The organism is Phytopseudomonas seleniipraecipitans (assembly GCF_900102335.1).
Taxonomy (GTDB): Bacteria; Pseudomonadota; Gammaproteobacteria; order Pseudomonadales; family Pseudomonadaceae; genus Aquipseudomonas; species Aquipseudomonas seleniipraecipitans.
Genome location: NZ_FNBM01000009.1, coordinates 204,886 through 231,386 on the forward strand (window position 1 = coordinate 204,886; position 26,501 = coordinate 231,386).

The window sequence follows — 26,501 nt, forward strand, 5'->3', positions numbered from 1 at the left end:
GCACCTGCGCAAAAACACCAGCCCATAAAAAAACGCCCGTCTCGGTACCGAGTACGGGCGTTTTCTGATTGCATCACTCAGTCATCAATGCCGGCCACTTTCCAGATGTCCTTGGCATATTCGCGAATGGTGCGGTCCGACGAGAACCAGCCCGTGCGCGCGGTGTTGAGAACCGCAGCTTGCCACCAGCGATCCGGCGTACGCCACAGCATGTCGACCTTGCGCTGCGCATCCCAGTAAGCTTGGAAGTCGGCGCAGACCAGGAAACGGTCGTGGGCCAGCAGGCCGTCGATCAGGCCAACATAACGGCCCGGATCATCCGGCGAAAACACCCCGGAACGAATCGCCTCCAAGGCACCGGCCAGACGCTCGGACGCGGCCACCTCGGCATGCATGTTCAGGTCCCGACGCGAACGCGCAGCCACCTGTTGAGCAGTCATACCAAAGATGAACATGTTCTCGCGGCCGATCTGCTCGGACATCTCCACATTCGCGCCGTCCAGCGTGCCGATGGTCAGCGCACCGTTGAGGGCGAACTTCATATTGCTGGTGCCCGAGGCCTCCAGCCCTGCCGTGGAAATCTGCTCGGAGAGATCCGCCGCCGGGATGATCACCTCGGCGAGGCTGACGTTGTAGTTGGGGATGAACACCACTTTGAGCATGCCACGCAGCGTCGGATCGACGTTGATGGTGCGGCTGATGTCATTGGCCAACTTGATGATCAGCTTGGCCTGGTGGTAACTGGCAGCCGCCTTGCCCGCGAAAATCTTCACCCGCGGCGCCCAGTCGGTAGCCGGGTCGTTACGCATCGCTTGGTACAGCGCCACGGTATGCAGCAGGTTGAGCAACTGACGCTTGTATTCGTGGATGCGTTTGACCTGTACATCGAAAATCGCCTGCGTATCCAGGCTGATGCCCATGCGCTCGCGAATCAGCTCAGCGAGTTCACGCTTGGCATGCTGGCGCTGTGCCGCGAACTGCTTGCGGAAAGACGATTTGGCAGCAAACGGTTCGAGCTTGCGCAGTGTGGTTTCCGGTGAATCGAGCAGCTCCTCACCGACCGCACTGACCAGCAACTCGGTCAGCTGTGGGTTGGACTGATACAGCCAGCGGCGGAAGGTCACGCCGTTGGTCTTGTTATTGATGCGCTCCGGATATAGGCGATGGAAATCGCTGAACACGCTCTTGCGCATCAGGTTGGTATGCAACGCCGACACGCCATTGATGCTGTGCGAGCCGAGAAACGCCAGGTTGCCCATGCGCACGCGGCGACCGTGGTCTTCATCGATCAGCGAAATGGAGCGCAGCAGTTCGAAGTCATGGATGTCTTTGGCCCGCAGCGAATCGATGTGGTACGAGTTGATCAGGTAGATGATCTGCATGTGCCGCGGCAACAGGCGTTCCATCAACGACACCGGCCAGGACTCGAGCGCCTCGGGCAATAAGGTGTGATTGGTGTAAGACAGCGTGGCGACGGTCAGCTTCCACGCCTCGGCCCATTCCAGACGGTAGTCATCGACCAGCAAACGCATCAGCTCGGCCACGGCGATGGCCGGGTGGGTGTCGTTGAGCTGGATGGCAACGCGGTCGGGCAGCGAATGAATGTCGAGATTCAGCTCCAGGTGCCGGGCGATCAGATCCTGCAGCGACGCGGAGACGAAGAAGAATTCCTGGCGCAAGCGCAACTCCTGCCCGGCCTCGGTGCTGTCGGCGGGGTACAGCACGCGGGAAATACTCTCCGCCCGGACCACATCGGCAACGGCGCCAAAATGGTCTCCGGCATTGAATCGCTCCAGTTTGAGGTCTTCTTCGGCGCGGGCGCGCCACAGTCGCAGAGTATTGACGCTGGAATGGCGCCAGCCCACTACCGGCGTGTCATAGGCGATTGCACGGACCTGCTCGTTAGGCAGCCATTCGTGCCGCGGTGCCTCGCTGGACTCGGCAAGGTTGGCGACGCTACCGCCGAACCCGACGCGGTAGCTCACCTCGGGCCGCTCAAACTCCCAGGGGTTGCCGAAGTCCAGCCAGGTTTCTGTGTGTTCCTGCTGCCAACCGTCGACCACCACCTGGCGAAACAGGCCATGCTCGTAGCGAATGCCGTAGCCGTGCGCAGCGATATTCAGTGACGCCATGCTTTCCATGAAGCATGCAGCCAGGCGGCCCAAGCCGCCATTGCCCAGCGCGGCATCCGGCTCGAGATTACGGATCTGATCAAAGTCCACGTCAAGCTGCGCCAGCGCCTCGCGGGCCGTATCCAGCAGGCCGAGGTTGCTGAGGTTATCGACCAGCAAGCGGCCGATCAAAAATTCCAGTGACAGGTAATAGACGCGCTTCTGCTTTTGTCGGTCGACCTGCAAGGAAGCGTCTTCCCAATGATCGATGAGGTGGTCGCGAGCCGCCAGCGCGACGGCCTCGAACCAATCGTGACCATAGGCGTTACCCGGATCCTTGCCGACCGAATACCTGAGCTTGGCCAGGATCAGTTGTTTGAAAGTCTCGACTGGGTCTGTTGCTTTCGCTGCTTCCTCGGCCATCACAGGTTTACTCCCTGAATCAGTTGTAGACGTGCCCGTTGTGGCCCTCTTCGGCACCGCTGTTGGCGGCGTATAGCATGGAGTCGGCGGTTGGCGCGTTTTTCAATCCTTCATAGGTGATGCCACCGGAGCGCGCCTGTAGAAATGCCTTCTTGGCTTGCCACTGCGACGTTTCGCGAATGCCATCGAGCAGGTCGTGACCGGTCAAGGTCAGGCCGTTGGCGATGGCAACAGGTGCGCCGTTCCACGGATGGTGCTGGGAACATTCGATGAGATTGGCCTGGCACATGAGATGAATATGATAGCTGACCGCTTCGGCACAATGCTGGCCGACGCTCTGCGGGTAGAAATGGTGGCCGGTTTCCAGTGCCTCGATCTGCAGCAGCAGCTCACGGATCAGTTCCCAATCTCGTTTCATCGTCGATCTCCTCATAAATTAGTCAGCGGCTGGCGGGCGCATTGCAGAGCCAGCGCCCTGCCCAAAAGCACTTAGCAATGAGTGCCCCACCCTAGGCAGAGTTCAACCCATTGGACCGATTGGTAGACGACCACTCATCCACCGCCAGGAACTCGCGACAGCACGGCGCTTCACAGCTGCACAGGTTGGCAACGCAGCGCTGCATCACGCTTGGCAAGGTGCCGGTGAAATGCGGCACTGAACCCAGCCCAAACGTAAGGCCGCGGCGCGCTAAAACTGAGCGTCCACGCATGGCAAGGGCCAGTTGCAGCTACTCATCAACCTCGCGCGCCGGGGAAATCGGCGCGCACTCGACCCTGCGCAAGGCCGATCTGGTCAGCGCCCTGAAATAAGCCTCTCGAGCGGAGTAATGGCATGAGCGAACGCAACCAGCAGCACAGCGCAATCAACCTGGCACCGGTGGAGCGCGTCATCTCCATCGCCGGCGGGGTATTGCTGATACGCAAGGGGCTGGCGGTACGCGGCATGTTTGGCCTAGTGGATATCGCCGCCGGGGCGTTGGGAGTGTTTCGCGGCGTCACCGGTATCTGCCCAGCAAAACGCCGCATGGCGTCCAGAACGCCAGCCGCCACGCTGAAACGCCTGCCGGCCCCGCAGCGTCTATTGGGAAATGGCTGACCGCCCGGATATCAGCTAGCTGCGCTGCGCCAGCGGGCCGAAATATTCAGCGGTAAGAGCAGATCATCGCCAAAAACTGGTTTTCGGTGCTGGAGCCGTGTGGCGCGGTTTCATCCCACAGCAGCAGTTCACCGTTGTAGTAAGCGAAATACAGGGCGCGATCCTGAGCGTCGCGGCTGGCGTGGCCGCATACCGCCAGGTCATCGCCGGCGGGGCTGGCAGCGGTGCCGAACAACGCGTCGAACGTCACGCCGTCCTGCTCCACCGCGGAGAACAGGCTATTTTTCGCCGCTTCAACGTCGGCGTCAGCCGGGATCACCAGAAAGCGCGTCGGATTGACCTTACCGCCGACCGGCGCCTGCGCTATCGACGAGGTGTTGTGGCTGCCGCAGCCGGCCAGCATCAGCACGGCCAGCACGCCGGCCATCAGGGTTTTCATGGCGTTCACTCCAGAGAAAGCAGATCGGGTCGCCTGCCCGCAGAAAGTCGAAAGCGGCGAAGCGGCATTGTAGGCATGAAGGCAGGCCACGGCGCTGCACAAGATCATATAATCGACAGCCACGCTGACGAGTGCCAAACCTCCTTTACTGGCCAGCAAGCAGTCCCATGCGGGCTTGCGCTAGTATCGACATGGATGGCCCGATAAATTGCTCTCTGCCCTGCCCTGATTTCGGAGTTTTCATGACCACCGACGACACCTGCGCCGACCTACTGCTCGACAATCAGGTGTGCTTTGCCCTGCACTCGACCTCGCTGATGATGACCAAGGTCTACAAGCCACTGCTCAAAAAGCTCGGCCTGACCTATCCGCAGTATTTGGCGATGCTGGTGCTCTGGGAGCGCGATGGCATCACCGTGGGTGATATCAGCGCGCGGCTGCTGACCGACCCGGGCTCGCTGACCCCGCTGCTCAAGCGCCTCGAAGCCGAAGGCCTGCTCAATCGCACCCGCAGCAGCAGCGATGAACGGGTGGTGCACCTGCAACTGACCGACAAAGGCCGGGCGCTGCGTGAACAGGCACGGCAGATTCCAGGCTGCATCATCAACGCCAGCGCACAAACCGCCAAACGCCTCTCCGCGCTCACTGCGGAACTCACTGCGCTGCGCAAGCAGCTTCATGACAGCCTCTGATACCAACGCAGTGAATGGCTGAGCCAGGCTGTAACCCCTTCTCTGATACTCACGCCTGCTCCTGGCTCTACGGTGATAGCCGCTGAAGCGCTAACAGACGAAATATCGAAAATACCTTGCGCACTAAATAAATCACGACTAGAGTTCGCATCAAGCAACTAGTTTGCGCACTAAATTTTAATGCGAATTACATTTCCTGAGCGAGGATCCATCATGTCTATCGAAACCGTTGCCTACCGCGCCTACGCTGAAGCCACTGGGGGCCGTGAAGGCCGTGCCATTTCCTCTGACGGCGTACTCGACGTTGCGCTGACCACGCCCAAGGAACTCGGTGGCGCTGGCGGCCAGGGCACCAACCCGGAGCAACTGTTCGCTGCGGGCTACTCGGCCTGCTTTCTGGGTGCGATCAAATTTGTCGGCGCCCGTGACAAGCACAAGGTATCGCCGGACAGCTGGATCGAAGGCATCGTCGGCATCGGCGCCGTGCCCACCGGTTTCGCTATCGAAGTGGAACTGAAGATCACCCTGCCAGGCCTGGACCGTGAAGAAGCACAGGCGCTGATCGACAAGGCGCACATCGTCTGCCCTTACTCCAACGCCACGCGCGGGAATATTGACGTGACCCTGACGCTGGTCGAGTGATCGTCTCGCGCTGAAACGCAAACGCCCCGGACTCTTCCGGGGCGTTTGCGTTGCGGCTCAAGCGGCACGGCTTTGCAGGTGCTGGATGACGCCGTTACGCCAGGCGCTGTCCAGTACCTCCTGAAGCAGCGGCGCGCGAAAGTAACGATCCAGATCACTGGGCTTGCGCCAACGACCAGATAGCTGCCAATGATCCCGGTCGCGCTGCAGCTCGAACGCCAGGCAACCTTCCAGGCCACGCATCGGTTCCAGCAGATCGCGCAAATACCCGCCCAGCTCTTCACTGCGACCAGGTGGAGCGTCAAGAACGGTGATATGGGTCTGCATCTGCGTATCTCCTTTCATGATCATCACGGCGGCGAGGCATCGGCACTGGCGAGCACCTCACGCAGTGCTTGCGCCGCATCGATGGCACGAGGAAAACCGGCCGTGACGGTGGTCAGGTAGATGATTTCCTTGAGCTCATCGGCCGTGACGCCCAGTCTCAGTGCGTAGCCGGCGTGGATTTTCATCTGCGGCAGGTTGCCCTGAGCCGCGAACGCCGACACGGTAGCGAGCTGGCGGGTGCGATGGTCGAGCACCTCGCGACCCCAAACATCACCCAACGCGTAGTCGGTGATGGCGCCAGCGAGAAACGGAAAATCCTTGTGCATTTGCTGCAGCACCGGCTGGCCGCCTGTGCCGGCGAGCGTCTCGATGACCTTTTCGCCTCGCACACGGCGCTCGTCCTGGGTTGCTTCGGCAGGCACTACGGCAATTGCCAGCAGCAATGTTGGCAGGGTGAACCATGAATTGTTCATGATCAGCGCTCCTCGGCTCAATGGATGCTTGCGGTGGGACGAATCACCAGCTCGCTGACATCGACATCCGCCGGCTGCTCGATGGCATAGGCCACAGCTCGGGCGATTGCTTCCGGGCTGATGGCAACCTTGCGAAACTCGCGCATGGCCTCGCGCGCACCTTCATCAGAGATGGTTTCCGCCAGCTCGGACTCGACCACGCCGGGCGATACCAGGGTGACGCGAATATCCCCGCCGACTTCCTGGCGCAAACCGTCACTGATCGCCCGCACTGCATATTTGGTGGCGCAATAGACCGCTGCCGTCGGCGATACCCGATAGGCACCGATAGACGCCACGTTGATGATCTGGCCGCTGCGTTGCTTCTGCATGATCGGCAGGGCCGCAGCGATGCCATGCAGCACACCGCGGATATTGACGTCGATCATCTGGTTCCACTCGTCGAGCTTGAGCGCTTCGATCATCGACAGCGGCATCACCCCAGCGTTGTTGAGCAGCACGTCGACGCGGCCGTATTTGGTCATGGCAGCATCGACGAAAGCCTGCACATCGGCTGCGTCAGTGACATCCAGTCGGCGAGCGATGGCTTTGCCGCCAGCAGCCTGGATTTCTTTTACCAGTTGCTGGAGCCGCTCGACACGCCGTGCGCCTAGCACGACCCGGGCGCCCTTCTCTGCCAGCAACCGCGCGCAGCCTTCGCCGATACCGCTGCTGGCGCCAGTGATCAGTACAACTTTTTCTTGGATATTGGACATGACACGATCCTCTGGTGAGTGCGGCTCACTGCGCCGCGGTGACTCCAGAGAGTAGGCAGTTGAAGGATTTTTCGTTAGTCGATTGCTGGAGGATTATTGCCTGATTCTGCAAAGCTACGTGTTAACCAACTCTGTCGTGCCCCATGGATGCTGGCCAAGTGATCATGAATTGCCTATTACTCTCACATGCTTGCCCATTCCTGCGAAGCGCTGTTGTCGCGCGGGACGTTTGGGCAAATCCCGGATAGTCTGCGCCGAGACTCAGGAGCGCCCCGATGATGCAACTCGATCCCATCGATGAACTGGCCGTGCAGCAAAGCGAACTCGCCAGCCTTATAAAACGTAATGTTCCCGCAGAAGGCATGCACGACACCCAGATAGAGGGGTTGGCCCTGGCCTGCACGACGGCACCAAGCCTGCCAATGCCGACCCTGTATCGCCCTTGTCTGTGCATCATTGCCCAAGGCCGCAAAGAGGTCCGTCTGGGCGCCGAGCAATACTTTTACGATCCTCTCAATTACCTGGTGGCCTCCGTCACCCTCCCCGTTACCGGCCAAGTGATCGAGGCAACACCCGAATCGCCCTACCTCAGCCTGAAACTGGATATCGATCCGGCGATGATCAGCAGCCTGCTCGCCGACGCTGGCCCGATTGGCCTGCCTGACCCAGGCCCCAATCGCGCGCTGTTCGTCGACCGGCTGGACCCGGCGATGCTGGATGCGGTGATACGCCTGCTGCGCCTGCTCGATACGCCACGCGACGCTGCCATGCTGGCGCCCCTGGCACAACGCGAGATCTTCTATCGCCTACTGCGCAGCCCCCAAGGCCAGCGCCTGCGCGAGTTGGTGATGGCCGACAGCCAGAGCCATCGCATCGCCCGCGCCATCGAGTGGATCAACCAGCATTACGACAAACCGCTGCGCATCGAAGAACTGGCCCGCGAGGTCAACCTGAGCGCCTCGACCCTGCACCACCGCTTCAAAGCGGTCACCGCCCTGAGCCCGTTGCAGTACCAGAAGCAACTGCGTCTGCAGGAAGCCCGCCGGCTGATGTTCAGCGAATGCCTGGAGGCAGCATCAGCCAGCTTCCGCGTCGGCTACGAAAGCCCGTCGCAGTTCAGCCGCGAATACAGCCGCCTGTTCGGCGCCCCGCCGCTGCGCGACATGCTGCGGTTACGCAACGCCGGCTGAGCGCAGCAACGAAAAACGCGCCACTGACCGAAGTCAGAGACGCGTTTTCTTCTGCCTTTGTGCGAGGTCGTTGCACTCGACCCGGCTACGCGCGCAAGCGTCTAGGCGGAGATCGGGCGACGCCCTGCCAGGGCGTGAGCCAGGGTGCCGCCGTCCACCAGTTCCAACTCACCACCAAGCGGCATGCCATGGGCGATGCGCGAGGCGATCAGGCCTTTTCCGGCCAGCAGTTGGGCAATGTAGTGGGCGGTCGCTTCGCCCTCCACGGTCGGGTTGGTGGCCAGGATCACTTCGCTGAACTGGCCTGCCTCGATACGCGCCATCAGCTCGGGAATGCCGATAGCCTCCGGCCCCAGACCATCAAGCGGTGACAGGTGACCCTTGAGCACGAAGTAGCGCCCACGAAAACCGGTGTGCTCCACGGCGAACACATCCATCGGCCCCTCGACCACGCACAGCAGACTGTCGTCGCGACGCGGGTCGAGGCAGATCTGGCACAGCTCGTCCTCGCTCAGGCTGCGGCACGACTTGCAGTAACCAACACCTTCCATGGCCTGGCTCAGGGCCTGGGCCAGGCGCGTGGCGCCGCTGCGGTCGCGCTCAAGCAACTGCAGGGCCATGCGCTGGGCAGTCTTCTGGCCAACGCCAGGCAGGATGCGCAAGGAATCGATCAGTTGGCGGATCAGGGGGCTGAAACTCATGGTGCGAGTGCTCGAAGAGGGTAAAGCGGGAAGGTGAAACAGGCCGTAGGATGGGTGAAACCCATCGACGATTGATGGGTTTCACCTACGCGGCCCGACCCATCCTACGGAGCGGGCCATACCCGCGAATCGCGCGCATGGCCCGCTCCCAAAAGGAAGTGGTTTTAGAACGGCATCTTGAAGCCGGGCGGCAGTTGCATGCCAGAGGTCATGCCGGACATCTTGTCCTGGCTGTTGGCTTCGATCTTGCGCACGGCGTCGTTGACGGCCGCGGCGATGAGGTCTTCAAGGATTTCCTTGTCTTCCTGCATCAGGCTGTCGTCGAGGCTGACGCGCTTGACGTCATGACGACCGGTCATCACCACGCTGACCAGACCGGCGCCGGATTGACCGGTGACTTCGGCGTTAGCCAACTCTTCCTGCATCTTCTGCATTTTTTCCTGCATCTGCTGCGCCTGCTTCATCAGGCCGGCCATGCCACCTTTCATCATGATGTTGTCCTCGGTAGTCAGGGATTAACGACGGTGTCGACGGGTTCAATGCTGCCCGCACGCACAGAGGCGGCGAACTGGGAAATCATCTGTTGAATCAATGGATCGCTCTGGATCGATGCTTCAGCCTCGCGCTGACGATTGGCCCGTTTGCGCGCAGCAGCCTGGGCCGGCGTCTCTTGCTCGGGCTTGATGAGCGCGATATCCAGCTGCAGCTCGCGGCCATGATAGGCGTTCAGCGCATCGTTAAGACGACGCTGCTGAGTGGCGTTGAACAGCGCACTGTGGGCCGGGTCGAGGTGCAGCACCCATTTGTCGCCATCAACCGCGATCAACGAGCAGTTGGCGGCGATGCTGCCGGTCATGCCGCCGAGCCCTAGCTTGGGGAACAGCTCGAGCCATTCTGCCGCCAGGCCGGTGGCCGGCAACGAAGCAGGCTCGGGCTCGACTTCCTGCTGGTCATCGGCAAGCGCGTGCTCGAAATCGTAATCGAGGTTCTCGGCGTCCATCGCCACATAGTCGTAGTCGCCAGGTGGCGGCTCGTCATCGCTGTCGGGCGGGTTCAGGTCGCTGCTATCAATAACCGGAACGTCGGCCAGCTCTGGGGCCGGCAATGCAGCTTCCGGCTCATGCTCTGCAGCGCTGGGCGGCACTGGCGTATTCGGCTCCGACGGCGCCTGAACCGCGACCGCAGGCTGAGGCGCCTCGCTCACAGGCGCTGCAGGCTCGGCCTGCGTGGCCTCGACGGCGTTGCTTTCGACCGGCGCCTCTTCCCAGGGCGGCGTTACCGCTGGGGCAGTTGCCACGGGAGAGATTGCTGCAGGCGCCACCATCGGCTGCGCGGGCGCAGGCGCTGCAGCGACTGGCGCAGGCTGTGTGGATGCGACTGCAGGCTGGGCCGTGACAACAGCTGGCGACGCAGCAGGCGCTGCGTCGGCCACCGGTGTTGTCCGGGGATCAGCCTTGGCCTGGCTGATCCCCAGTGGCTTTAGCGCCACCCTCGGCGCAGCGGCCTCGCCTGCCGGCCTGAACGCCAGCATGCGCAACAGCACCATCTCGAAGCCGCCCCGCGGGTCCGGCGCCAATGGCAGGTCACGACGACCAATCAGACCCATCTGGTAATAGAACTGTACGTCCTCAGCCGGCAATGCCTCGGCAAGCGCAAGCACCCGGTCGCGGTCGCCCTGGCCATTGTCCACAGCGTCTGGCAGCGCCTGGGCAATCGCCACGCGGTGCAGTACGTTGAGCATTTCTGCCAGCACACCGCTCCAGTCCGGCCCTTGCTCGGCAAGTTGCCGCACGGCCTCGATCAAACCACGCGCGTCACCTTCAATCAGCGCATGCAACACGCCGTATACCTGGCCATGATCCAGTGTGCCGAGCATGGCGCGCACATCGGCGGCGAGCACCTTGCCCTCACCAAAGGCGATGGCCTGGTCGGTCAGGCTCATGGCGTCGCGCATGGAACCGTCGGCAGCGCGGCCGAGCAACCACAGCGCGTCGTCTTCGAACGGGATGTTTTCCGCGCCCAGTACGTGGGTCAGATGCTCGACCACGCGCTCCGGCGGCATATTTTTCAGCGAGAACTGCAGGCAACGCGACAGCACGGTGACCGGCAGTTTCTGCGGATCGGTAGTGGCGAGCAGGAATTTGACGTGGGGCGGCGGCTCTTCGAGCGTTTTCAGCAACGCGTTGAAGGAGCTGGTGGAGAGCATGTGCACTTCGTCGATCAGGTAAACCTTGAAGCGCCCGCGGCTCGGCGAGTACTGCACGTTATCGAGCAGCTCGCGGGTATCCTCCACCTTGGTACGGCTGGCAGCATCCACTTCGATGAGGTCGACGAAACGACCCTCGTCGATCTCCCGACACACCGAACAGGTGCCGCAGGGTGTGGAGCTGATGCCGGTTTCGCAGTTCAGGCACTTGGCGATGATCCGCGCGATGGTGGTTTTGCCCACACCGCGGGTACCGGTAAACAGGTAGGCGTGGTGCAGGCGCTGGCTGTCGAGAGCATTGATCAGCGCTTTCAGCACATGGGTCTGCCCGACCATTTCGCGAAACGAACGCGGGCGCCATTTGCGTGCAAGAACCTGATAACTCATTGAAAACCGTCGCCAGAGGAAAGCAAAAGAGGGCTAATGCTAGCTCAAATCGGCCTGGCAGTGCGACGCCGATCAGCGGACGTAAAAAGATCACGATCCGAGCTGGCTAAATTTTATACAGCAGCGTATAGTCCGTCCCGTTCGTACCACGCTGCAAGTCATTCGGCCTTATGGCCTTCCTGATGGTTTCCTGGCAATCGGCATCCAAACGATGCACGCTTACTCGCCAAGACCCCCTCCGCTGACTGATCTGGCCGTCCCGCTCACGCGTCGACCTTCGCCAGCCTTCCGAAGTACAGACCCGCTCTAGTTTCCACCTCATCTATATAGGTGGAACTTAAAAGCGCGCAGTCCGCTCCGATTATCAATCCCGTTGGCCCTGCCAATGCCCGGAGCCCTCTTTATATGGCGCGATCATGCGCCCGTAGTATCAGGAAACACCCGAATATGAATACCAATCAACAAATTCAGACCGCTATCCACACCCTGTCCAACGCATTCGCGCCGCTGGCCTGCCACATCCTCGCAGCTCGCAAAGGCAGCTTCAGCTTCACCGTGGTCGACCACACCGGTGTCGCGCAGCATACTCAGCGCCTGTATCCCGGCCAGTACAGTGATGATTCCCTCAAGGGCGTGATCGAGCGTACCCGTCAGGCACTGCGTCGCTGATCATCAGCGCTGCGTGTAAATAAAATCAGCTTTTGGGGCGCGAAATAGCAGCCATCGTCGAACTAAATGAATCCCAGTTACTCATAGGTATTCATACTTCAACTGGAGTTCGTCAATGGAAAATAGTAATCGACAACTTGTCGACCAGCTATTCGCCCCCCTACGCGCCACCTTCAGTCGGCCTCGCCCGGATGGCAGCATCGTCCTTTCTCTGATCGATGAAGCCGATACCACCGCCTACAGCCGGGTTCTGCAGAAGCTGCAGCTCAACGATTCGAATGCCTTCGCGCAAAGCCTCGAAGATATCCGCCTGGAGCTCGCTGTCAGAGCCGGCAATATCCCGGCTGAAATGCGCAAGATGCTCAAGGAACAGGACAGCGTGATCAACTACCACCACGCGTAGTTCCTGCTCCAACAAAAAGCCCCGCAGCCCAACAGGCGCGGGGCTTTTTCGTTTCTGTGCGCTTCGCCTATCACCGCCGCTGGTCGGCCAGGGACCTGCACAGGATTTTTTTTGCAACAGTTACACGATAAGCGCTTGAAGCCCTACCGCAGTGCCCCAACGTCGTTCCATACTGGTGTCGCGCGGCACCACCCGATTCGGTAGACCTGCATAAACCTGACGAGGAAACAGCCATGAGCAGCCCTGACCAACGAGCCACCGATCAGCCCAGCACCGAAACGGAGATTGCCCACGGTGCGGTGATTGACCCAAGCGGCCGCGAAATACCGATCACCGAGGGAATGATTCAGAATGCCTGCAGTGAGCTGGAGAAAGAGCTGGTCGAGCCGCCGAAAGACAGCGCGCCTGAATAGTCTCAGCCGTTCCTCGCTATGACCCGCTGATTACGCGTGCACCCAGCGCCGTGATCAGCGTCCGCAAGTGTGCATCCTCGCCTATCAGCTCAACCTCCAGCCCCTGCACTTCCCGGCGCATTGGATAACGCTTGCGCAGCAGATCGAAATTACTCTTGCGCGCCTGCACATCGCCGCCCAGACCGCGACGCAGATCGCTGTCGTCGCGCCGCGGGTCATAAACCGCCCGGCACAGGGTGGCCAGGACCCAGGCTGGATCACTGCCAGCCTTGATGCTCAGGCGCGGCAACCAGCGCTCCGGGGTGAACGACTCCAGTTGTAACGTCGGGGTGATGCCGCGGTGCCTGCAGAAAGCCTGGTAGATCTGCGCCGTGCCGCGCAGCTTGCCATCCAGGCTGTAGCCAGCGATGTGCGGCGTGGCGATATGGCAAAGCGCAGCCAGGGCAGGATCAACCAGCGGCTCGCCTTCCCAGACGTCCAGCACCACATGCAGGTCGGCACCTTGCTGCAGATGCTCGCGCAAGGCGTCGGTATCAATCACTTCGCCGCGGCTGGCATTAATCAGCCAGGCGCCAGGACGCAGCTGCTTGAGGCGCTGAGCATCGATCAGGTGCCGGGTGGCCAATTCGCCGTCGCGCAGCAGCGGTGTGTGCAGGCTGATTACGTCACACTGCTCGATAATCTGGTGGAGATCGACGTACTCACCGCCTTCGGCGCGCTGGCGTGGAGGATCACAGACCAGCACGCGCCAGCCCAGGCCACGCAACACGCCAACCAATCGCTCGCCCACTTGGCCGGCACCGACCACTCCATACGTGCGTTGCGGCAATTCAACGCCAAGGCGCTCGGCAAGCACCAGCAGACTGCCCAGCACATAGTCCACCACGCCGCGGGCATTGCAGCCCGGCGCGCTGCTCCAGGGGACACCGGCCTCGGCAAGGTAATCGACGTCCAGATGGTCGGTGCCGATCGTGCAGGTGCCCACAAAACCAATCCGGCTGCCTTCCAGCAGTGCCCGATCAACCCTCGTTACCGAGCGCACCAGCAGCAGCTCCGCATCGCCGAGCGCAGCGCGGTCGATGGCCCGGCCTGGCAGCCGGCGAATCTCGCCAAAGCCGGCGAAAAACTCATCGAGCAGGGGAATATTCTCGTCAGCGACTATTCGCATGGTGATCTCCACAATCAGACGCCCATTCTAACCGCATGCACTGCCTGGCGCCTTTCCTGACCGATCCGTCAGCGCGTAGACTGTGCGGTTTTCCACGCCCGGCGGAACCATCATGCCTGCCCTCTCTCGCCTACAGCGCGTGCGCACCGAATTGCGCGCTCTGCTGGCTCTGGCCACCCCGATCATCATTGCGCAACTGGCCTACACCGCGATCGGCTTCGTCGACACGGTGATGTCCGGCCGTTTCAGCGCGCAGGCGCTTGCCGCCGTAGCGCTGGGGAACTCGATCTGGGTGCCGGTGTTTTTGCTGATGACCGGCATCCTGCTGGCGACCACACCCAAAGTAGCGCAGCGCTTCGGCGCCGGGCAGCGTGCGGAAATCGGCCCACTGGTACGCCAGGCCTTGTGGCTGGCGCTGGTGGTCGGCAGCCTGGCAGGCGCGGCGCTGTGGAATGCCGAGTTCGTGCTGCACCTGATGAACGTCGACCCGGCGCTGATCGAACCGGCCATGGGCTACCTGCGTGGTGTGGCGTTCGGCTTTCCCTGCGTGGCGCTGTTTCATGTGTTGCGCTGCTACAGCGACGGCCTTGGCCGTACGCGCCCAAGCATGGTCATCGGCCTGCTCGGCCTGCTGGTGAACATCCCGTTCAACTACGTGCTGATCTACGGCAAGCTCGGCCTGCCGGCTCTGGGCGCCGTCGGTTGTGGCTGGGCCACAGCAATGGGCATGGCGTTCATGCTACTCAGCATGGTCTGGTGGGTGCGCCGCGCGCCCATCTATAAAGACACCACGCCGCTGCAGCGCTTCGAGCCGCCACGCTGGCCGCCGATCAAACGGCTGCTGGGTATCGGCATGCCAATTGGCATTTCGGTGTTTGCCGAATCGAGCATCTTCTCGGTGATTGCCCTGTTGATCGGCGGCCTGGGTGCGACCGTGGTGGCCGGCCACCAGATTGCCCTCAACTTTGCCTCGCTGGTGTTCATGATCCCCTACTCCATCGGCATGGCCGCGACGGTGCGCATCGGCCAGGCATTGGGCCGTGGCGAGCCGCGTGAGGCGCGCTTCGCGGCGGGCGTGAGCATCGTGACGGCGCTCGCCTACGCCTGCGTATCGGCCAGCGGCATGCTGCTGATGCGTGAACAGATCGCACAGATCTATACGCCGGCGCCGGAGGTGATTGCCCTGGCGGCGAGCCTGATCGTCTATGCCGCGCTGTTCCAGTTTTCCGATGCCATTCAGGTGACCGCTGCAGGCGCCCTGCGCGGCTATCAGGACACTCGCGCGACGATGATCATGACCTTGTTCGCCTATTGGGGTATCGGTTTGCCGGTCGGCTACGTGCTCGGCCTTACCGACCTGCTCGGTGCCGCCAGCGGCCCCGCCGGGCTGTGGGAAGGCTTGATCGCCGGCCTGACCTGCGCCGCGTTGATGCTCATGTTGCGCCTCAAGCGCAGCGCCGGACGGCGGATTCAGCTGAGTCTAGCGGCCAGCCAGGGCCTCTGATCAATGAACCCTGGGTGTCGCTGCGCTCGACGCCAGGCTACGGAGCAACCATCTCGTAGCCTGGGTTGAGCGCAGCGATACCCGGGGCGATCCAAGCTCCAACTCAATCGACCTTCTTGCGAATCCAGTAGAGGTAGGTATCGGCGTCCTGCGCCTGCTCGACCAGCTCGTGGCCGAGAAACACGCAGAATTTGGGGATATCGCGGCGCGTCGACGGGTCGGTAGCGATCACCTTGAGCAGGCCGCCAGCCGGCAGATCGCGCACCTTGTTGTGCAGCATCATCACCGGCTCGGGGCAGAACAGCCCGGTGGCGTCGAGGGTGTCATCGGGTGTTGAATCCAGCATCAGGGGCTCCGCAGTATCGAATCAATAACGAGCTTGGCGGTACACCGCCTTATTTGCTCAACCGCCGCAGGTGGCAGGTCACTTCCTCGCGGTCGTGATACAGCTGCTTGCAGGAAATCGAGACCTTGACCTTGCGCGCCGCCAGGCCATCAGCGATGCGCTCGAGCAAACGGCGCACCTCGGCATAGCGCTGCTTCATCGGCAGTTTGAGATTGACCACCGCTTCGCGGCAATGTCCCTCGCCAATCCAGGTTTCCAGCAGCGCCGCACTGCGCGCGGGCTTTTCGACGATGTCGCAGACCATCCAGTCCACCGGCTGCTTGGGCTTCCAGGTGAAACCGTCGACCATCAGGTGCTGCACCAGGCCGGTGTCCATCAGGCTCTCGGCCATCGGGCCGTTGTCGATGGCAGTCACCAGCATGCCGCGGCGAACCAACTGATAGGTCCAGCCGCCGGGCGCTGCGCCGAGGTCGACACCGGTCATCTCGTCCGACAGGCGTTCATCCCATTGATCGCGAGGAATAAAGGTGTGCCACGCCTCTTCGAGCTTCAGTGTCGAGCGGCTGGGCGCCTCGCGGGGGAATTTGAGGCGTGGAATACCCATCGGCCAGATGGCCGAATTGTTCGCCTCGGCCATGCCCAGGAACACTTCGCGGCCGCTCTTGAAGGTCAGCAGCAGCCGTGGCGCGCGCTCGTTCTCCACCAGCCTGCCAGCGGCAGTCAGCGCCTTGCGCAGCGGGCCTTCGAATTTCTTGCAGAAGCCGGACAGCTCCTTGCCGTCGTTGGTGTCCAGCACCTCCAGCCACAGGCTGCCGAATACCGGTAGTGACGCCAGATGTTCGAGCAGCACGCTGATGCGGTCCTTTTCCGGCAGCTCGATAAAGCTGCCCCGCGCCCACTGGCGAATGAAGATCAGTTGGCTGAAACGCAGCCCTGCCATCAACCGCACTGCGCCATCCTCGTCGCTGCAAATGAACTCCGCATAAGCAGTGTTCGGTTTGGCCTTGGCATAACCAGGCACATCGAGCAGCGCCGCATGCTCGGAAATTTCCGAACACACCTCGTTTTCGAAACCGGGGCGGCAGTGCAGCAACAAAGTATTCATCGGGGCTCTCCTTGGGCCGCGCATGATAGCGAAAAACTGGAACCCACGGCGCCTGCTCCCTGTCCAGTGAACACAATCCCAGCATTGGCCGGCTCCGCTACACTGGCGTTTGTACGCCCGGCGCAAGACCGGACTTCGGCTCATCGCAAGCCGTAAGGGGAATCGTCGCGCAGAGCTGCAACATGCCTCTGCCACAATCACAACGGCTTGTACCGTGCAAGCCACAAGGAGATGCACGATGCCTTCCATCGATAGCCTGAACTGCCGCCGCACACTGGACGTGGACGGTAAATCCTACGATTACTTCAGCCTCCCCGACGCCGCCAAGCAACTCGGCAACATCGATAAACTGCCGGTGTCGCTCAAGGTGCTGCTGGAAAACCTGCTGCGCTGGGAAGATGACAAGACCGTCACCCGCGACGACCTGCAGGCCATGAGCGACTGGCTGCACAAGCGCGGCTCCGACCGCGAGATCCAGTACCGCCCTGCCCGCGTGCTGATGCAGGACTTTACCGGCGTGCCGGCGGTGGTCGACCTCGCCGCCATGCGCGACGCGATGGCCAAGGCCGGCGGCGACCCGCAGAAGATCAACCCGCTGTCGCCGGTCGATCTGGTCATTGACCACTCGGTGATGGTCGATAAGTTCGCCTCACCCGAAGCGTTTGGCGAAAACGTCGAGATCGAAATGCAGCGTAACGGCGAACGCTATGCGTTCCTGCGCTGGGGCCAGAGCGCCTTCGACAATTTCAGCGTGGTGCCGCCGGGCACCGGCATCTGCCACCAAGTGAATCTCGAATACCTGGGCCGCACCGTGTGGACCAAAGAAGAGGACGGCGTGACCTACGCCTACCCCGACACCCTGGTCGGCACCGACTCGCACACCACCATGATCAACGGCCTCGGCGTGCTCGGCTGGGGCGTAGGCGGCATCGAAGCGGAAGCGGCGATGCTCGGCCAGCCGGTGTCCATGCTGATTCCCGAAGTGATCGGCTTCAAGCTGACCGGCAAGCTCAAGGAAGGCATCACCGCCACTGACCTGGTGCTCACCGTCACGCAGATGCTGCGCAAGAAAGGCGTGGTCGGCAAATTCGTCGAATTCTACGGCGATGGCCTGGCCGAGCTGCCCCTGGCGGATCGCGCCACCATCGCCAATATGGCGCCGGAATATGGCGCCACCTGCGGGTTCTTCCCGGTTGATGACATCACCCTCGGCTACCTGCGCCTGTCCGGCCGCCCCGAAGAGACCGTCAAGCTGGTCGAGGCCTATTCCAAAGCGCAAGGCATGTGGCGCAACGCCGGCAGCGAGCCGGTGTTCACCGACAGCCTGGAACTGGACATGGGCAGCGTCGAAGCCAGCCTGGCCGGCCCGAAGCGCCCGCAGGATCGCGTCGCGCTGCCCAATATCAGCCAGGCATTCGATGATTTCCTTGGCCTGCAACTCAAGCCCGGCCGCAAGGAAGAGGGCCGCCTGGAAAGCGAAGGCGGTGGCGGTGTAGCGGTCGGCAATGCCGCGCAGAACGAAATACAGTATGAAATGGACGGCCATCGCTACCCGCTGAGCGACGGCGCCGTGGTGATCGCTGCGATCACCTCGTGCACCAACACGTCCAACCCGAGCGTGATGATGGCCGCCGGCCTGCTGGCCAAGAAGGCCGTGGAGAAGGGTCTGCAGCGCAAGCCATGGGTGAAAAGTTCGCTGGCGCCCGGCTCCAAGGTGGTGACCGAATACTTCGCCGCTGCCGGGCTGACCGAGTACCTCGACAAGCTGGGTTTCGACCTTGTCGGTTACGGCTGCACCACCTGTATCGGCAACTCTGGCCCGCTGCCGGACCCGATCGAGAAAGCCATTCAGGAGCATGACCTGACCGTCGCCTCGGTGCTCTCCGGCAACCGTAACTTCGAAGGCCGCGTGCACCCGCTGGTGAAAACCAACTGGCTGGCCTCTCCGCCCTTGGTGGTCGCCTATGCCCTGGCCGGCAGTGTGCGGATCAATATCGCCGAAGAGCCGCTGGGCGAAGACCGCGACGGCAAGCCGGTGTACCTGCGCGATATCTGGCCGAGCCAGAAGGAAATTGCCGAGGCCGTGCAGAAGGTCGACACCGCCATGTTCCGCAAGGAATACGCCGAAGTGTTCGCCGGTGACGAGCAGTGGCAGGCCATCGCCGTGCCCGAAGCCGATACCTATTCCTGGCAGAACGATTCCACCTATATCCAGCACCCGCCGTTCTTCGAAGGCATCGCCGATGCGCCACCGCACATCGGTGACGTGCAGAACGCCAACATCCTGGCCCTGCTCGGCGACTCGGTGACCACCGACCACATCTCCCCGGCCGGTAACATCAAGGCAGACAGCCCGGCTGGGCGCTACCTTCGCGAACAAGGCGTCGAGCCGCGCGACTTCAACTCCTACGGCTCGCGCCGCGGCAACCATGAAGTGATGATGCGCGGCACCTTCGCCAACATCCGCATCCGCAACGAAATGCTCGACGGCGAAGAAGGCGGCGTCACCCTGCACGTGCCCAGCGGCGAGAAGCTGGACATCTACGATGCCTCCATGCGCTACCAGCAAGAAGGCACGCCACTGGTGGTGATCGCCGGCAAGGAATACGGCACCGGCTCCAGCCGTGACTGGGCCGCCAAGGGCACCAACCTGCTTGGCGTCAAGGCGGTGATCGCCGAAAGCTTCGAGCGCATCCACCGCTCCAATCTGGTGGGCATGGGCGTGCTGCCGTTGCAATTCAGCGAAGGCACCGATCGCAAGAGCCTGGGCCTGACCGGCAAGGAAACGCTGTCCATCAAAGGCCTGGACGGCGTGGAAGTACGCCCGCACATGCCGCTGATGCTGGAAATCGTTTACCCGGACGGCAAGCAAGAGAGCGTTGAAGTGCTCTGCCGTATCGACACCCTCAATGAGGTGGAGTACTTCAAGGCCGGCGGCATCCTGCACTACGTGCTGCGCCAACTGATCGCAAGCTAAGCCGCCTGCACAGACCGCCGCAAGGATGCGGCGCTGTGCAGCAACCACCGTAGCCTGGGTCGAGCGAAGCGACGCCCAGGTTTTTTATGCCCTCGAAAAAGCTCGAACGCGACCCTCTACCCACTGACTCATCAATAATTGCCGCACCGAAACTGCACAATTCTACGAATGGACTGCCGTATTACCGGCGCCAAAATGTGATCCACCCCTAATTCCAGTTACACTCGAGCCCTGCCGCGCGCACGCGATATATCAAAAAAATCATCAGGGTAGATGCCATGCGTAACAACCAGCCGATCACCGGGAACGAGCGCACTTTTCCAGAACAGCAGCGTTTGATCTCCACGACCGACCTCAAAGGCCAGATCACCTACTGCAACGACGCCTTCGTCGACATCAGCGGGTTCTCGCGAGACGAGTTGATACGCGCCCCGCACAACCTGGTGCGTCACCCTGATGTACCGCCTGCCGTGTTCGAACACATGTGGGCCACGCTCAAGGACGGCCGGCCGTGGATGGGCATCGTCAAGAACCGTTGCAAGAACGGCGACCATTACTGGGTAAATGCCTACGTGGTGCCGGTGCTCGATGGCGGCAAGGTCACCGGCTACGAGTCGGTGCGCAGCAAACCCACCACCGAACAGGTGCAGCGCGCTCAGGCGCTATACGGCCGCATCAACGCAGGCAAGGCCGCCGTGCCGAGCCTTGACCGCTGGCTGCCGGTGTTACAGAACTGGCTGCCGTTCATTCTGGTCAGCCAGGTCGGCTTTCTGGTCGGCACCTGGCTGGACAGCACCTGGGGCTTCATCGCCGCCGCCGCGCTGTCGATTCCCCTTGGCCTGCTTGGCCTGGCCTGGCAAGGCCGTGGCATCAAGCGCCTGTTGCAACTGGCCGAACAGAGCACCTCCGACCCGCTGATCGCGCAGATGTACACCGACAGCCGTGGCGTCGAAGGCCGTCTGGAGCTGTCCATCCTTAGCCAGGAAGCGCGCTTGAAAACCTGCCTCACGCGCCTTCAGGACAGCGCAGAGAACCTCGCCAAACAAGCCACCCAGGCGGATGTGCTGGCCCACAACAGCTCCGCCGGGCTGCAGCGTCAGCGCGAGGAAACCGACCAGGTCGCCACTGCCGTCAACGAAATGGCCGCCACTACGCTGGAAGTGGCCAACAACGTGGCACGCACCGCCATCGCCACTCAGGAAGCCAACCGCCTCACCCAGCAAGGCCGCACCATCGCCCGTGAAACCCGCGAAGCGATCCAGCGCCTGTCTCTCTCGGTCGGCGAAACCGGCGAAACCGTTACCCGCCTGGCCCGCGACAGCAACGAGATCGGCGGCGTGGTCGACGTGATCAAAGGCATCGCCGACCAGACCAACCTGCTCGCCCTCAACGCCGCCATCGAAGCCGCCCGCGCCGGCGAGATGGGCCGTGGCTTCGCAGTGGTCGCCGATGAAGTACGCTCCCTCGCCCAGCGCACCGCCCAGTCCACCGGACAGATCCACGAACTGATCGCCAAACTGCAACGCACCGCCGATGAAGCCGTGCTGACCATGGACATCGGCCGCAAACAAGCCGACGAAGGCGTCGAACGCGTACAGCAGGCCGACCACGCCCTCGCCGGCATCAGCGACGCCGTCGCCAACATCGCCGAAATGGCCGAACAGATCGCCGCCGCCGCCGAAGAACAAAGCGCCGTAGCCGACGAAATCAGCCGCAACATCACCACCATCGCGCAACTATCCGACCAGACCGCGGGCGAGGCGCAGAGTACGGCGTTGTTGAGTGAGGAACTGACCAGCACGGCGCAGGGGCAGTATTCGTTGGTGGCGCGGTTTAATCGTTGAGGCCCCAGCCAGACTTTATTTAAGGACTCTTGAACGTGGCGTGCTGATCAAAGGATTTTTCGCCTTGGAAATATTCAATAAAAACTGGAGCCAAATAAGCCAGTTCTATGAGACAAAGATAGTCAAATCAATCTATTTCTGGCTTCCAGAGGTACATCCACCACGCCATGTGCGGGGCTTTTTATTGTCTGCGCCCCCACAGCGAAACCTCCCTCTACCGGTCAAGCAGGCTGTTCACCGCTAACGCACCGCGAATGTTTCACCCACTCGGCGTAGACAGACTCAGTACGAATCGAATAATTTCTCACCCGAATCTGCTCGCGCACCTGCACCATCAATTTTGGCTTGCCGTCATCCATGTCGTATTGCTCCCTGAGTGATGTCGCGCTTACCGCGACCTAGCTCACACTAGGCAAGAAAATACGCCACAACAAGGAACGTTATCCGACATGCTGTCGGATCTTATGCGACAGCAATGTCGTCTAATTATAGTTAGGCAAAAACACCACAACGGGATACACATGACATTAAAATCAGAAAGTAAATCGTTAGAAATATTTAACTTGGCCGCCCTCTCATACGGAATTTTCACTTTCTTGGAGTTAACGGCGTGGCTAAAATATATCGGCTTTTCTAGCGTAAGAAATGGTGATTTTAACATCCTGAATCTTATGACACTCACCGCTGCTCAGATAGCAGTATTTATTGGTGGGATTCTTGTCATAAGAAAATCAAGGTTCACATTGCACGTATACGTTACGGCCGCTTTACTTGGCGCAGCAGGCACAATGGAACTAATTTTCTTTGGCCCTGCCATCAATATATTTACACCACCAACGCCAGAGCGAATGTTCTTAATTACACTGGCAGCTCTATATCTCTATAGTATTAAAGAACAAAATAGAACCAATAGCACACATGCCTAACAGGGCGCTGAAGTCGCTCATTTCATTCGCTGGGACAGGCGAAGCCTGCCCCTTAGCTTAGCAAGTAGGGCGGATGACGCTCTTTTCATCCACCACTGCACTCTGAATTGGTGGACGGATAAAGCGTCGTCCACCCTACTAAGCTGAGTACCTTGAAGGCCTTGTACCTGCGCAACTTCAGGAGCCTATTCGCTTTGTTTTCGTGGATGGCAAGCAGGGCATGCTGAGCCGTGAAGAGGCGATCTTCCATCTGGTCAACCACGCCACCTACCATCGGCCATGCTCTTGACCTGGCTGACAGCACCGGCCCGCCGATACCTACACGGTATTTATCATGAGGTGGAGCCTCATCGTAGAACGCCTGAGGCATACTCTTCGCTCGATACAGACCCTCACCTCCCGGCGCATCATGACCACTCCGCAAACCCAGCTGAACGAACTGATCGCTCACCTCGCGGCGCTCACCGAGATTCTCGCCCTTGACCCCGATAGCCACTGGGGCACGCATTTCCGCAATTGCCTGTCGACTGCCAGAGCGCTGGCGGGCAGCCGTTACGATGCCGATGAGCTGACAGGCCTGGCGTGCTCGGTGATGTCCGTTTACGGCGGCATGGGCAGCTTCAACGATTACGCACCGTGGCAAAATGGCCGCTTCATTGTCGGCATGGAGTTGCTGGATGAGGCGTCGAACCGCGTCTATATAGCGGCCCGGGCGATAAGGCTGCGCAACGCCACCGACGTTGACTGACTTCACGCGTACACCACAGGAGATCACCTGAATCGATGTCCGCCACTACCCTATCCGACCTATTCAAGCCTGCGCCCATCCAGTGGGGCCTGCGTGGCGACCCCTATCTGTGGCAGGAAATGAGCGAGGCGCTGGGCGCCCTGCCACTTCCGCCAAGCGAGGCAAAGCTGGCCGAAACTCTCGATGCCACCTTCGAGCGCCTGGTTGGCTTGTCGCCATGCGCGGAGCAGTCGTCGGTGTCCGTCGAACGCCATAGCCATGGTGGCATGTCGTCGGGTGGAATCAGCCTGGTCTTCTGGCGCGAGAAGGCCTTGCCGTTGTTGTTGGCGCGCGACCGCACAGCACAGGGCGACAAGCCGTGAAAGAACTCGATGGCACGCTCGTGCTGATGACCGAGCGCCTGCTGGTGCGACGCTGGGTGCCGGATGACCTGGAGCGGCTACTACGGATCTACGGCGATGAAGAGGCCATGCGCTGGGTCGCCGACGGCGTGCCGTTGACCCAGCAACAGGCCGCCAACTGGCTCTAGGTGACGGCGAATAACTACCGACAGCGCGGCTATGGCATGTACACCGTGACCCTGCGCAACGGCGGCTCGGTAATCGGGTTCTGCGGGCTGGTGCACCCGGATGATCAGGACAAACCCGAGGTGAAGTACGCCTTCGCCCGCGAGCACTGGGGCCATGGCTATGCCAGCGAAGTGGTGTGCGCCCTGCTACCCTACGCGGCCGAAAAGCTGGGCCTGAAGCAGATCATCGCCACCGTCGCGCCGGACAATGCCGCTTCCCGGCGGGTGCTGAGCAAGGCTGGCATGACGCTTATCGACACCTTGCCAGAAGACGACGGCAGCCAGACACTGCTGCTGAGCTGGCACGCGCCAGCTGTAGCACTGCAGTGATTTCAGGAGCTTCTCCCATGACCGAAAACACCCCCGCCTACTCCATCCTGCATGCCATCCCGTCGGTGGAGACCTATCGCCATCTGCGCAGCGCAGCCGGGCTGAGCGCCAAGACTGTCGAAGCGGCAACCCGTGGTTTACCCAACAGCCTGTTCGCCGTGCAGATCCTCTGTGCTGGCGAGCCTGTCGGCATGGGCCGAGTGATCGGTGATGGCGGTTCGTTCTATCAGGTGGTGGATATCGCCGTGCTGCCGGCCCATCAGGGACGTGGCCTGGGCAAGATAATCATGGGCGCAATCAGCGATTACATCGCTCGCGAGGTGCCAGAATCCGCCTACGTCAGTTTGATCGCCGACGGTGAGGCGTATCGCCTGTACGAGCAGTTCGGCTTTGCGCTGACGGCGCCTGCGAGCCAAGGCATGGCGCTGAAGAAAACTGCGGGCTGAATCCATTATGCTGCGCACCTGATCAAAGGCCGGGCACTACCCCGTCGGGAAAACCATGAATCGTCGCAAGAAGATAAAGCAGCTGCTGGAGGCCCACGCCAAGAAGGCCAATGCCAAGCTCGCCCCCAAAAGCAGCAAGCCGAAGTACGTCAGCAAAGCGGACCGATTGAAATTGGCTGCGGAGCAAGACCTGGAGCCGACACCCTCTGCCGATTAAGCCGGAACAGCATTTTCGATTTACTGGTCAGTTTTTAGGCAAGGCTCTGCAGGATCGGCCATAACGACAGGGATGCCGCGTATGAGTCAGGATGATTACAACCACCTGCGCAAGCACGTCGATTTTCTCGAATCGCTGCTCGCCGTGCTGGTCATTGCGCTGTTCGTGTTCGCGATGTTCAGCTCAGCGACCGAGCTCCTAGTCGCGTTGGCAGCGGTCATTGGCGGATTGCTATTGTGTTTGTATCGGCAGCATCAGGCGCTGTCGCGTTATGCCTGCCCTGGCTGCGGTGAGTCGCCACATAACAAGGCAGATAGCGTTGCGGGCGATCGCCATGATCCGGCGACTGCCAATTGTCTGCATTGCGGACAGCGGTTATCAGGCTAAACGATTCGGGCTCAGCACCGGACTATCGCGTGGGAACCTCGCCTTTGGCGCGATGCGATTGTTGGTCGAGCTTTGATATCGGCGTTGCCTGGGCTATTCGCCGCGGGGGCGCGGCTCCTACAGGTCAGCTGCCGCGACAGGCTGGATGACTTTTTCATCCATCATTGAGATATCAAAGCGGTGGCGAATCAAGCATCAACTAGCGCACCGCTCCGCTCTACGAAACCACGCTGGCCCCATGACTACTTTTTAGGAGAAGCCTGTGCCTCATTGCATCATCGAACATTCGACTTCGCTGGATGGCGAGCCCTTGGTTGCGTCCGTGTTTGCCGGCGCTTTGCAGTCGGGATTGTTCGAGGCTGATGGGAGGGATATCAAGGTGAGATCGATTGCTTATCAGCATTACCTGACCGGCCCAGAGAAAGGCAACTTCGTGCATGTCACCGTAAAAATTCTGTCGGGCCGCACCCCGGAGCAAAAGCAGGTGCTGTCGCAATCGGTGCTGGCGCATCTGCAAAAGCTGGAGCGTCCGGGCTGCTCACTGACCGTCGAGGTGGTGGATATCGACCGCGCCAGCTATGCGAAGGTGACCGGGTAAACGATCTACATTGCGGGCCGCGCTTGTCTGAGTAAACGATTCGGGCTAAACACCCGCCTATCCCGTAGGAGATTCTATGTCAACGACCCTCCTTGCCTGGGGTTGTAATCGACTTGTTTCTGCATGAGTGCAAAGGCGATGCGCGCCAGTTTACGGGCCAGGATGGTTAAGGCTTCTGTTCGTTTCAGTCCACGCTTGAGGTAACCCTGATAGACCTCTTGCCACCGCTGGGTCCGGGCAGCGGCCATCGCAGCGTTATGCAGAAGCCGGCGGATCTCCGGATCGCCCTGTTTGGTGATCTTGCGTTGGCCACAATATCGCCCCGACTCCTTCATGCGCACGTCTAGTCCAAGAAAGGCGATGAACGCATCGCTATTGCGAAAGGTTCCTCTGAGAAAGGCCATGTTCAG

30 protein-coding genes and 1 pseudogene are annotated in these 26,501 nt (G+C 61.0%); 18 read left to right on the plus strand and 13 right to left on the minus strand.

Going from position 1 to position 26,501, the window contains the following annotated elements; genetic code table 11:
* Positions 1-77 precede the first annotated feature (77 nt).
* Positions 78-2,534, minus strand: coding sequence for a glycogen/starch/alpha-glucan phosphorylase (locus BLS60_RS18120; RefSeq protein ID WP_092370845.1), 2,457 nt, complete (start codon positions 2,532-2,534; stop codon positions 78-80).
* A 19-nt stretch (positions 2,535-2,553) separates the two neighbouring features.
* Complete coding sequence (locus BLS60_RS18125; RefSeq protein ID WP_167357684.1) at positions 2,554-2,952, minus strand: DUF2513 domain-containing protein; 399 nt, start codon at positions 2,950-2,952, stop codon at positions 2,554-2,556.
* Between the two features lie 414 nt (positions 2,953-3,366).
* Here BLS60_RS18125 and BLS60_RS18130 point away from each other — a divergent pair, with 414 nt between their 5' ends.
* Positions 3,367-3,630, plus strand: a complete 264-nt coding sequence (locus tag BLS60_RS18130; protein WP_070883562.1) for a YgaP-like transmembrane domain — start codon at positions 3,367-3,369, stop codon at positions 3,628-3,630.
* A 46-nt stretch (positions 3,631-3,676) separates the two neighbouring features.
* Here the strand turns inward: BLS60_RS18130 and BLS60_RS18135 are convergent, their stop codons facing one another.
* Positions 3,677-4,069, minus strand: coding sequence for a putative periplasmic lipoprotein (locus BLS60_RS18135; RefSeq protein WP_092370851.1), 393 nt, complete (start codon positions 4,067-4,069; stop codon positions 3,677-3,679).
* Between the two features lie 242 nt (positions 4,070-4,311).
* Here BLS60_RS18135 and BLS60_RS18140 point away from each other — a divergent pair, with 242 nt between their 5' ends.
* Positions 4,312-4,761 (plus strand): MarR family winged helix-turn-helix transcriptional regulator, encoded by a 450-nt coding sequence (locus tag BLS60_RS18140; protein ID WP_070883564.1) that lies wholly within the window; start codon positions 4,312-4,314, stop codon positions 4,759-4,761.
* Positions 4,762-4,974: 213 nt separating this feature from the next.
* Positions 4,975-5,403, plus strand: coding sequence for an organic hydroperoxide resistance protein (locus BLS60_RS18145; protein ID WP_070883565.1), 429 nt, complete (start codon positions 4,975-4,977; stop codon positions 5,401-5,403).
* A 57-nt stretch (positions 5,404-5,460) separates the two neighbouring features.
* On the opposite strand, the gene BLS60_RS18150 is transcribed toward BLS60_RS18145, so the two are convergent.
* The 3 genes from BLS60_RS18150 to BLS60_RS18160 are packed head-to-tail and all read right to left on the minus strand — an operon-like array spanning position 5,461 to position 6,958.
* Positions 5,461-5,730 (minus strand): putative quinol monooxygenase, encoded by a 270-nt coding sequence (locus BLS60_RS18150; RefSeq protein WP_092370854.1) that lies wholly within the window; start codon positions 5,728-5,730, stop codon positions 5,461-5,463.
* A gap of 23 nt (positions 5,731-5,753) precedes the next feature.
* Positions 5,754-6,203 (minus strand): carboxymuconolactone decarboxylase family protein, encoded by a 450-nt coding sequence (locus BLS60_RS18155; protein ID WP_092370856.1) that lies wholly within the window; start codon positions 6,201-6,203, stop codon positions 5,754-5,756.
* A gap of 17 nt (positions 6,204-6,220) precedes the next feature.
* Positions 6,221-6,958: an SDR family oxidoreductase gene (locus tag BLS60_RS18160; RefSeq protein WP_092370859.1), complete on the minus strand. Its 738-nt coding sequence runs from the start codon at positions 6,956-6,958 to the stop codon at positions 6,221-6,223.
* Between the two features lie 278 nt (positions 6,959-7,236).
* On the opposite strand from BLS60_RS18160, the gene BLS60_RS18165 reads away from it, so the two are divergent.
* Positions 7,237-8,148 carry an AraC family transcriptional regulator gene (locus BLS60_RS18165; protein ID WP_092370945.1) on the plus strand — a complete coding sequence of 304 codons (912 nt, stop codon included), beginning with the start codon at positions 7,237-7,239 and terminating at the stop codon, positions 8,146-8,148.
* A 101-nt stretch (positions 8,149-8,249) separates the two neighbouring features.
* Here the strand turns inward: BLS60_RS18165 and recR are convergent, their stop codons facing one another.
* From recR to dnaX, 3 genes are all read right to left on the minus strand, one after another.
* Positions 8,250-8,849, minus strand: a complete 600-nt coding sequence (gene recR / locus BLS60_RS18170; RefSeq protein ID WP_092370862.1) for a recombination mediator RecR — start codon at positions 8,847-8,849, stop codon at positions 8,250-8,252.
* 164 nt (positions 8,850-9,013) lie between these two features.
* Positions 9,014-9,340: a YbaB/EbfC family nucleoid-associated protein gene (locus BLS60_RS18175; RefSeq protein WP_042555660.1), complete on the minus strand. Its 327-nt coding sequence runs from the start codon at positions 9,338-9,340 to the stop codon at positions 9,014-9,016.
* A 17-nt stretch (positions 9,341-9,357) separates the two neighbouring features.
* The gene (gene dnaX, locus BLS60_RS18180) at positions 9,358-11,442 is read right to left on the minus strand and encodes a DNA polymerase III subunit gamma/tau (RefSeq protein ID WP_092370865.1); all 2,085 of its coding nucleotides are present in this window, start codon (positions 11,440-11,442) and stop codon (positions 9,358-9,360) included.
* 447 nt (positions 11,443-11,889) lie between these two features.
* Between dnaX and BLS60_RS18185 the strand changes: the two genes are divergently transcribed.
* From BLS60_RS18185 to BLS60_RS18195, 3 genes are all read left to right on the plus strand, one after another.
* The gene (locus BLS60_RS18185; RefSeq protein WP_092370868.1) at positions 11,890-12,111 is read left to right on the plus strand and encodes a hypothetical protein; all 222 of its coding nucleotides are present in this window, start codon (positions 11,890-11,892) and stop codon (positions 12,109-12,111) included.
* A gap of 115 nt (positions 12,112-12,226) precedes the next feature.
* Positions 12,227-12,514: a DUF3509 domain-containing protein gene (locus BLS60_RS18190; RefSeq protein WP_070883574.1), complete on the plus strand. Its 288-nt coding sequence runs from the start codon at positions 12,227-12,229 to the stop codon at positions 12,512-12,514.
* A 233-nt stretch (positions 12,515-12,747) separates the two neighbouring features.
* Positions 12,748-12,927, plus strand: a complete 180-nt coding sequence (locus BLS60_RS18195; RefSeq protein WP_092370871.1) for a PA1571 family protein — start codon at positions 12,748-12,750, stop codon at positions 12,925-12,927.
* A gap of 16 nt (positions 12,928-12,943) precedes the next feature.
* Here the strand turns inward: BLS60_RS18195 and pdxB are convergent, their stop codons facing one another.
* Positions 12,944-14,095, minus strand: a complete 1,152-nt coding sequence (gene pdxB / locus BLS60_RS18200; protein WP_092370874.1) for a 4-phosphoerythronate dehydrogenase PdxB — start codon at positions 14,093-14,095, stop codon at positions 12,944-12,946.
* 112 nt (positions 14,096-14,207) lie between these two features.
* Between pdxB and BLS60_RS18205 the strand changes: the two genes are divergently transcribed.
* Positions 14,208-15,599, plus strand: a complete 1,392-nt coding sequence (locus BLS60_RS18205; RefSeq protein WP_092370877.1) for an MATE family efflux transporter — start codon at positions 14,208-14,210, stop codon at positions 15,597-15,599.
* A gap of 103 nt (positions 15,600-15,702) precedes the next feature.
* Here the strand turns inward: BLS60_RS18205 and tusA are convergent, their stop codons facing one another.
* Both tusA and rlmM read right to left on the minus strand, forming a co-directional pair.
* Complete coding sequence (tusA, locus tag BLS60_RS18210) at positions 15,703-15,945, minus strand: sulfurtransferase TusA (RefSeq protein WP_092370880.1); 243 nt, start codon at positions 15,943-15,945, stop codon at positions 15,703-15,705.
* A 49-nt stretch (positions 15,946-15,994) separates the two neighbouring features.
* Positions 15,995-17,050, minus strand: coding sequence for a 23S rRNA (cytidine(2498)-2'-O)-methyltransferase RlmM (gene rlmM / locus BLS60_RS18215; protein WP_092370883.1), 1,056 nt, complete (start codon positions 17,048-17,050; stop codon positions 15,995-15,997).
* A gap of 238 nt (positions 17,051-17,288) precedes the next feature.
* On the opposite strand from rlmM, the gene acnA reads away from it, so the two are divergent.
* The 10 genes and pseudogenes from acnA to BLS60_RS18265 all read left to right on the plus strand — a co-directional run bounded on the left by acnA (position 17,289) and on the right by BLS60_RS18265 (position 26,091).
* On the plus strand, positions 17,289-20,027 hold the full coding sequence (gene acnA, locus BLS60_RS18220; protein ID WP_092370886.1) for an aconitate hydratase AcnA: 2,739 nt from the start codon (positions 17,289-17,291) through the stop codon (positions 20,025-20,027).
* 278 nt (positions 20,028-20,305) lie between these two features.
* On the plus strand, positions 20,306-21,871 hold the full coding sequence (locus BLS60_RS18225) for a methyl-accepting chemotaxis protein (RefSeq protein WP_092370889.1): 1,566 nt from the start codon (positions 20,306-20,308) through the stop codon (positions 21,869-21,871).
* Between the two features lie 521 nt (positions 21,872-22,392).
* A complete protein-coding gene (locus BLS60_RS21395; RefSeq protein ID WP_143024620.1) occupies positions 22,393-22,797 on the plus strand; it encodes a hypothetical protein in 405 nt (134 codons plus the stop codon).
* Positions 22,798-23,206: 409 nt separating this feature from the next.
* Positions 23,207-23,545, plus strand: coding sequence for a DUF6966 domain-containing protein (locus BLS60_RS18235; protein WP_092370895.1), 339 nt, complete (start codon positions 23,207-23,209; stop codon positions 23,543-23,545).
* A 35-nt stretch (positions 23,546-23,580) separates the two neighbouring features.
* Entirely contained in the window at positions 23,581-23,907 is a 327-nt protein-coding gene (locus BLS60_RS18240; RefSeq protein WP_092370898.1) for a hypothetical protein, read from the plus strand.
* A gap of 26 nt (positions 23,908-23,933) precedes the next feature.
* Positions 23,934-24,443: pseudogene (locus BLS60_RS18245) on the plus strand (GNAT family N-acetyltransferase).
* Positions 24,444-24,460: 17 nt separating this feature from the next.
* Positions 24,461-24,889 carry a GNAT family N-acetyltransferase gene (locus BLS60_RS18250; RefSeq protein WP_092370904.1) on the plus strand — a complete coding sequence of 143 codons (429 nt, stop codon included), beginning with the start codon at positions 24,461-24,463 and terminating at the stop codon, positions 24,887-24,889.
* Positions 24,890-24,944: 55 nt separating this feature from the next.
* The gene (locus BLS60_RS18255) at positions 24,945-25,106 is read left to right on the plus strand and encodes a DUF2986 domain-containing protein (protein ID WP_070883587.1); all 162 of its coding nucleotides are present in this window, start codon (positions 24,945-24,947) and stop codon (positions 25,104-25,106) included.
* Positions 25,107-25,187: 81 nt separating this feature from the next.
* Positions 25,188-25,493 carry a hypothetical protein gene (locus BLS60_RS18260; protein ID WP_092370907.1) on the plus strand — a complete coding sequence of 102 codons (306 nt, stop codon included), beginning with the start codon at positions 25,188-25,190 and terminating at the stop codon, positions 25,491-25,493.
* 262 nt (positions 25,494-25,755) lie between these two features.
* Entirely contained in the window at positions 25,756-26,091 is a 336-nt protein-coding gene (locus tag BLS60_RS18265) for a 5-carboxymethyl-2-hydroxymuconate Delta-isomerase (protein ID WP_092370910.1), read from the plus strand.
* A 74-nt stretch (positions 26,092-26,165) separates the two neighbouring features.
* Here the strand turns inward: BLS60_RS18265 and BLS60_RS18270 are convergent.
* The coding region (locus BLS60_RS18270; RefSeq protein WP_143024623.1) for a transposase at positions 26,166-26,501 on the minus strand (336 nt) is incomplete at its 5' end.

What these genes read in the sequence shown, in the direction of transcription:
- BLS60_RS18120 (WP_092370845.1), bottom strand. Translation starts at nt 2,534, where the DNA reads ATGGCCGAGGAAGCAGCGAAAGCAACAGACCCAGTCGAGACTTTCAAA.
- BLS60_RS18125 (WP_167357684.1), bottom strand. Translation starts at nt 2,952, where the DNA reads ATGAAACGAGATTGGGAACTGATCCGTGAGCTGCTGCTGCAGATCGAG.
- BLS60_RS18130 (WP_070883562.1), top strand. Translation starts at nt 3,367, where the DNA reads ATGAGCGAACGCAACCAGCAGCACAGCGCAATCAACCTGGCACCGGTG.
- BLS60_RS18135 (WP_092370851.1), bottom strand. Translation starts at nt 4,069, where the DNA reads ATGAAAACCCTGATGGCCGGCGTGCTGGCCGTGCTGATGCTGGCCGGC.
- BLS60_RS18140 (WP_070883564.1), top strand. Translation starts at nt 4,312, where the DNA reads ATGACCACCGACGACACCTGCGCCGACCTACTGCTCGACAATCAGGTG.
- BLS60_RS18145 (WP_070883565.1), top strand. Translation starts at nt 4,975, where the DNA reads ATGTCTATCGAAACCGTTGCCTACCGCGCCTACGCTGAAGCCACTGGG.
- BLS60_RS18150 (WP_092370854.1), bottom strand. Translation starts at nt 5,730, where the DNA reads ATGCAGACCCATATCACCGTTCTTGACGCTCCACCTGGTCGCAGTGAA.
- BLS60_RS18155 (WP_092370856.1), bottom strand. Translation starts at nt 6,203, where the DNA reads ATGAACAATTCATGGTTCACCCTGCCAACATTGCTGCTGGCAATTGCC.
- BLS60_RS18160 (WP_092370859.1), bottom strand. Translation starts at nt 6,958, where the DNA reads ATGTCCAATATCCAAGAAAAAGTTGTACTGATCACTGGCGCCAGCAGC.
- BLS60_RS18165 (WP_092370945.1), top strand. Translation starts at nt 7,237, where the DNA reads ATGCAACTCGATCCCATCGATGAACTGGCCGTGCAGCAAAGCGAACTC.
- recR (WP_092370862.1), bottom strand. Translation starts at nt 8,849, where the DNA reads ATGAGTTTCAGCCCCCTGATCCGCCAACTGATCGATTCCTTGCGCATC.
- BLS60_RS18175 (WP_042555660.1), bottom strand. Translation starts at nt 9,340, where the DNA reads ATGATGAAAGGTGGCATGGCCGGCCTGATGAAGCAGGCGCAGCAGATG.
- dnaX (WP_092370865.1), bottom strand. Translation starts at nt 11,442, where the DNA reads ATGAGTTATCAGGTTCTTGCACGCAAATGGCGCCCGCGTTCGTTTCGC.
- BLS60_RS18185 (WP_092370868.1), top strand. Translation starts at nt 11,890, where the DNA reads ATGAATACCAATCAACAAATTCAGACCGCTATCCACACCCTGTCCAAC.
- BLS60_RS18190 (WP_070883574.1), top strand. Translation starts at nt 12,227, where the DNA reads ATGGAAAATAGTAATCGACAACTTGTCGACCAGCTATTCGCCCCCCTA.
- BLS60_RS18195 (WP_092370871.1), top strand. Translation starts at nt 12,748, where the DNA reads ATGAGCAGCCCTGACCAACGAGCCACCGATCAGCCCAGCACCGAAACG.
- pdxB (WP_092370874.1), bottom strand. Translation starts at nt 14,095, where the DNA reads ATGCGAATAGTCGCTGACGAGAATATTCCCCTGCTCGATGAGTTTTTC.
- BLS60_RS18205 (WP_092370877.1), top strand. Translation starts at nt 14,208, where the DNA reads ATGCCTGCCCTCTCTCGCCTACAGCGCGTGCGCACCGAATTGCGCGCT.
- tusA (WP_092370880.1), bottom strand. Translation starts at nt 15,945, where the DNA reads ATGCTGGATTCAACACCCGATGACACCCTCGACGCCACCGGGCTGTTC.
- rlmM (WP_092370883.1), bottom strand. Translation starts at nt 17,050, where the DNA reads ATGAATACTTTGTTGCTGCACTGCCGCCCCGGTTTCGAAAACGAGGTG.
- acnA (WP_092370886.1), top strand. Translation starts at nt 17,289, where the DNA reads ATGCCTTCCATCGATAGCCTGAACTGCCGCCGCACACTGGACGTGGAC.
- BLS60_RS18225 (WP_092370889.1), top strand. Translation starts at nt 20,306, where the DNA reads ATGCGTAACAACCAGCCGATCACCGGGAACGAGCGCACTTTTCCAGAA.
- BLS60_RS21395 (WP_143024620.1), top strand. Translation starts at nt 22,393, where the DNA reads ATGACATTAAAATCAGAAAGTAAATCGTTAGAAATATTTAACTTGGCC.
- BLS60_RS18235 (WP_092370895.1), top strand. Translation starts at nt 23,207, where the DNA reads ATGACCACTCCGCAAACCCAGCTGAACGAACTGATCGCTCACCTCGCG.
- BLS60_RS18240 (WP_092370898.1), top strand. Translation starts at nt 23,581, where the DNA reads ATGTCCGCCACTACCCTATCCGACCTATTCAAGCCTGCGCCCATCCAG.
- BLS60_RS18250 (WP_092370904.1), top strand. Translation starts at nt 24,461, where the DNA reads ATGACCGAAAACACCCCCGCCTACTCCATCCTGCATGCCATCCCGTCG.
- BLS60_RS18255 (WP_070883587.1), top strand. Translation starts at nt 24,945, where the DNA reads ATGAATCGTCGCAAGAAGATAAAGCAGCTGCTGGAGGCCCACGCCAAG.
- BLS60_RS18260 (WP_092370907.1), top strand. Translation starts at nt 25,188, where the DNA reads ATGAGTCAGGATGATTACAACCACCTGCGCAAGCACGTCGATTTTCTC.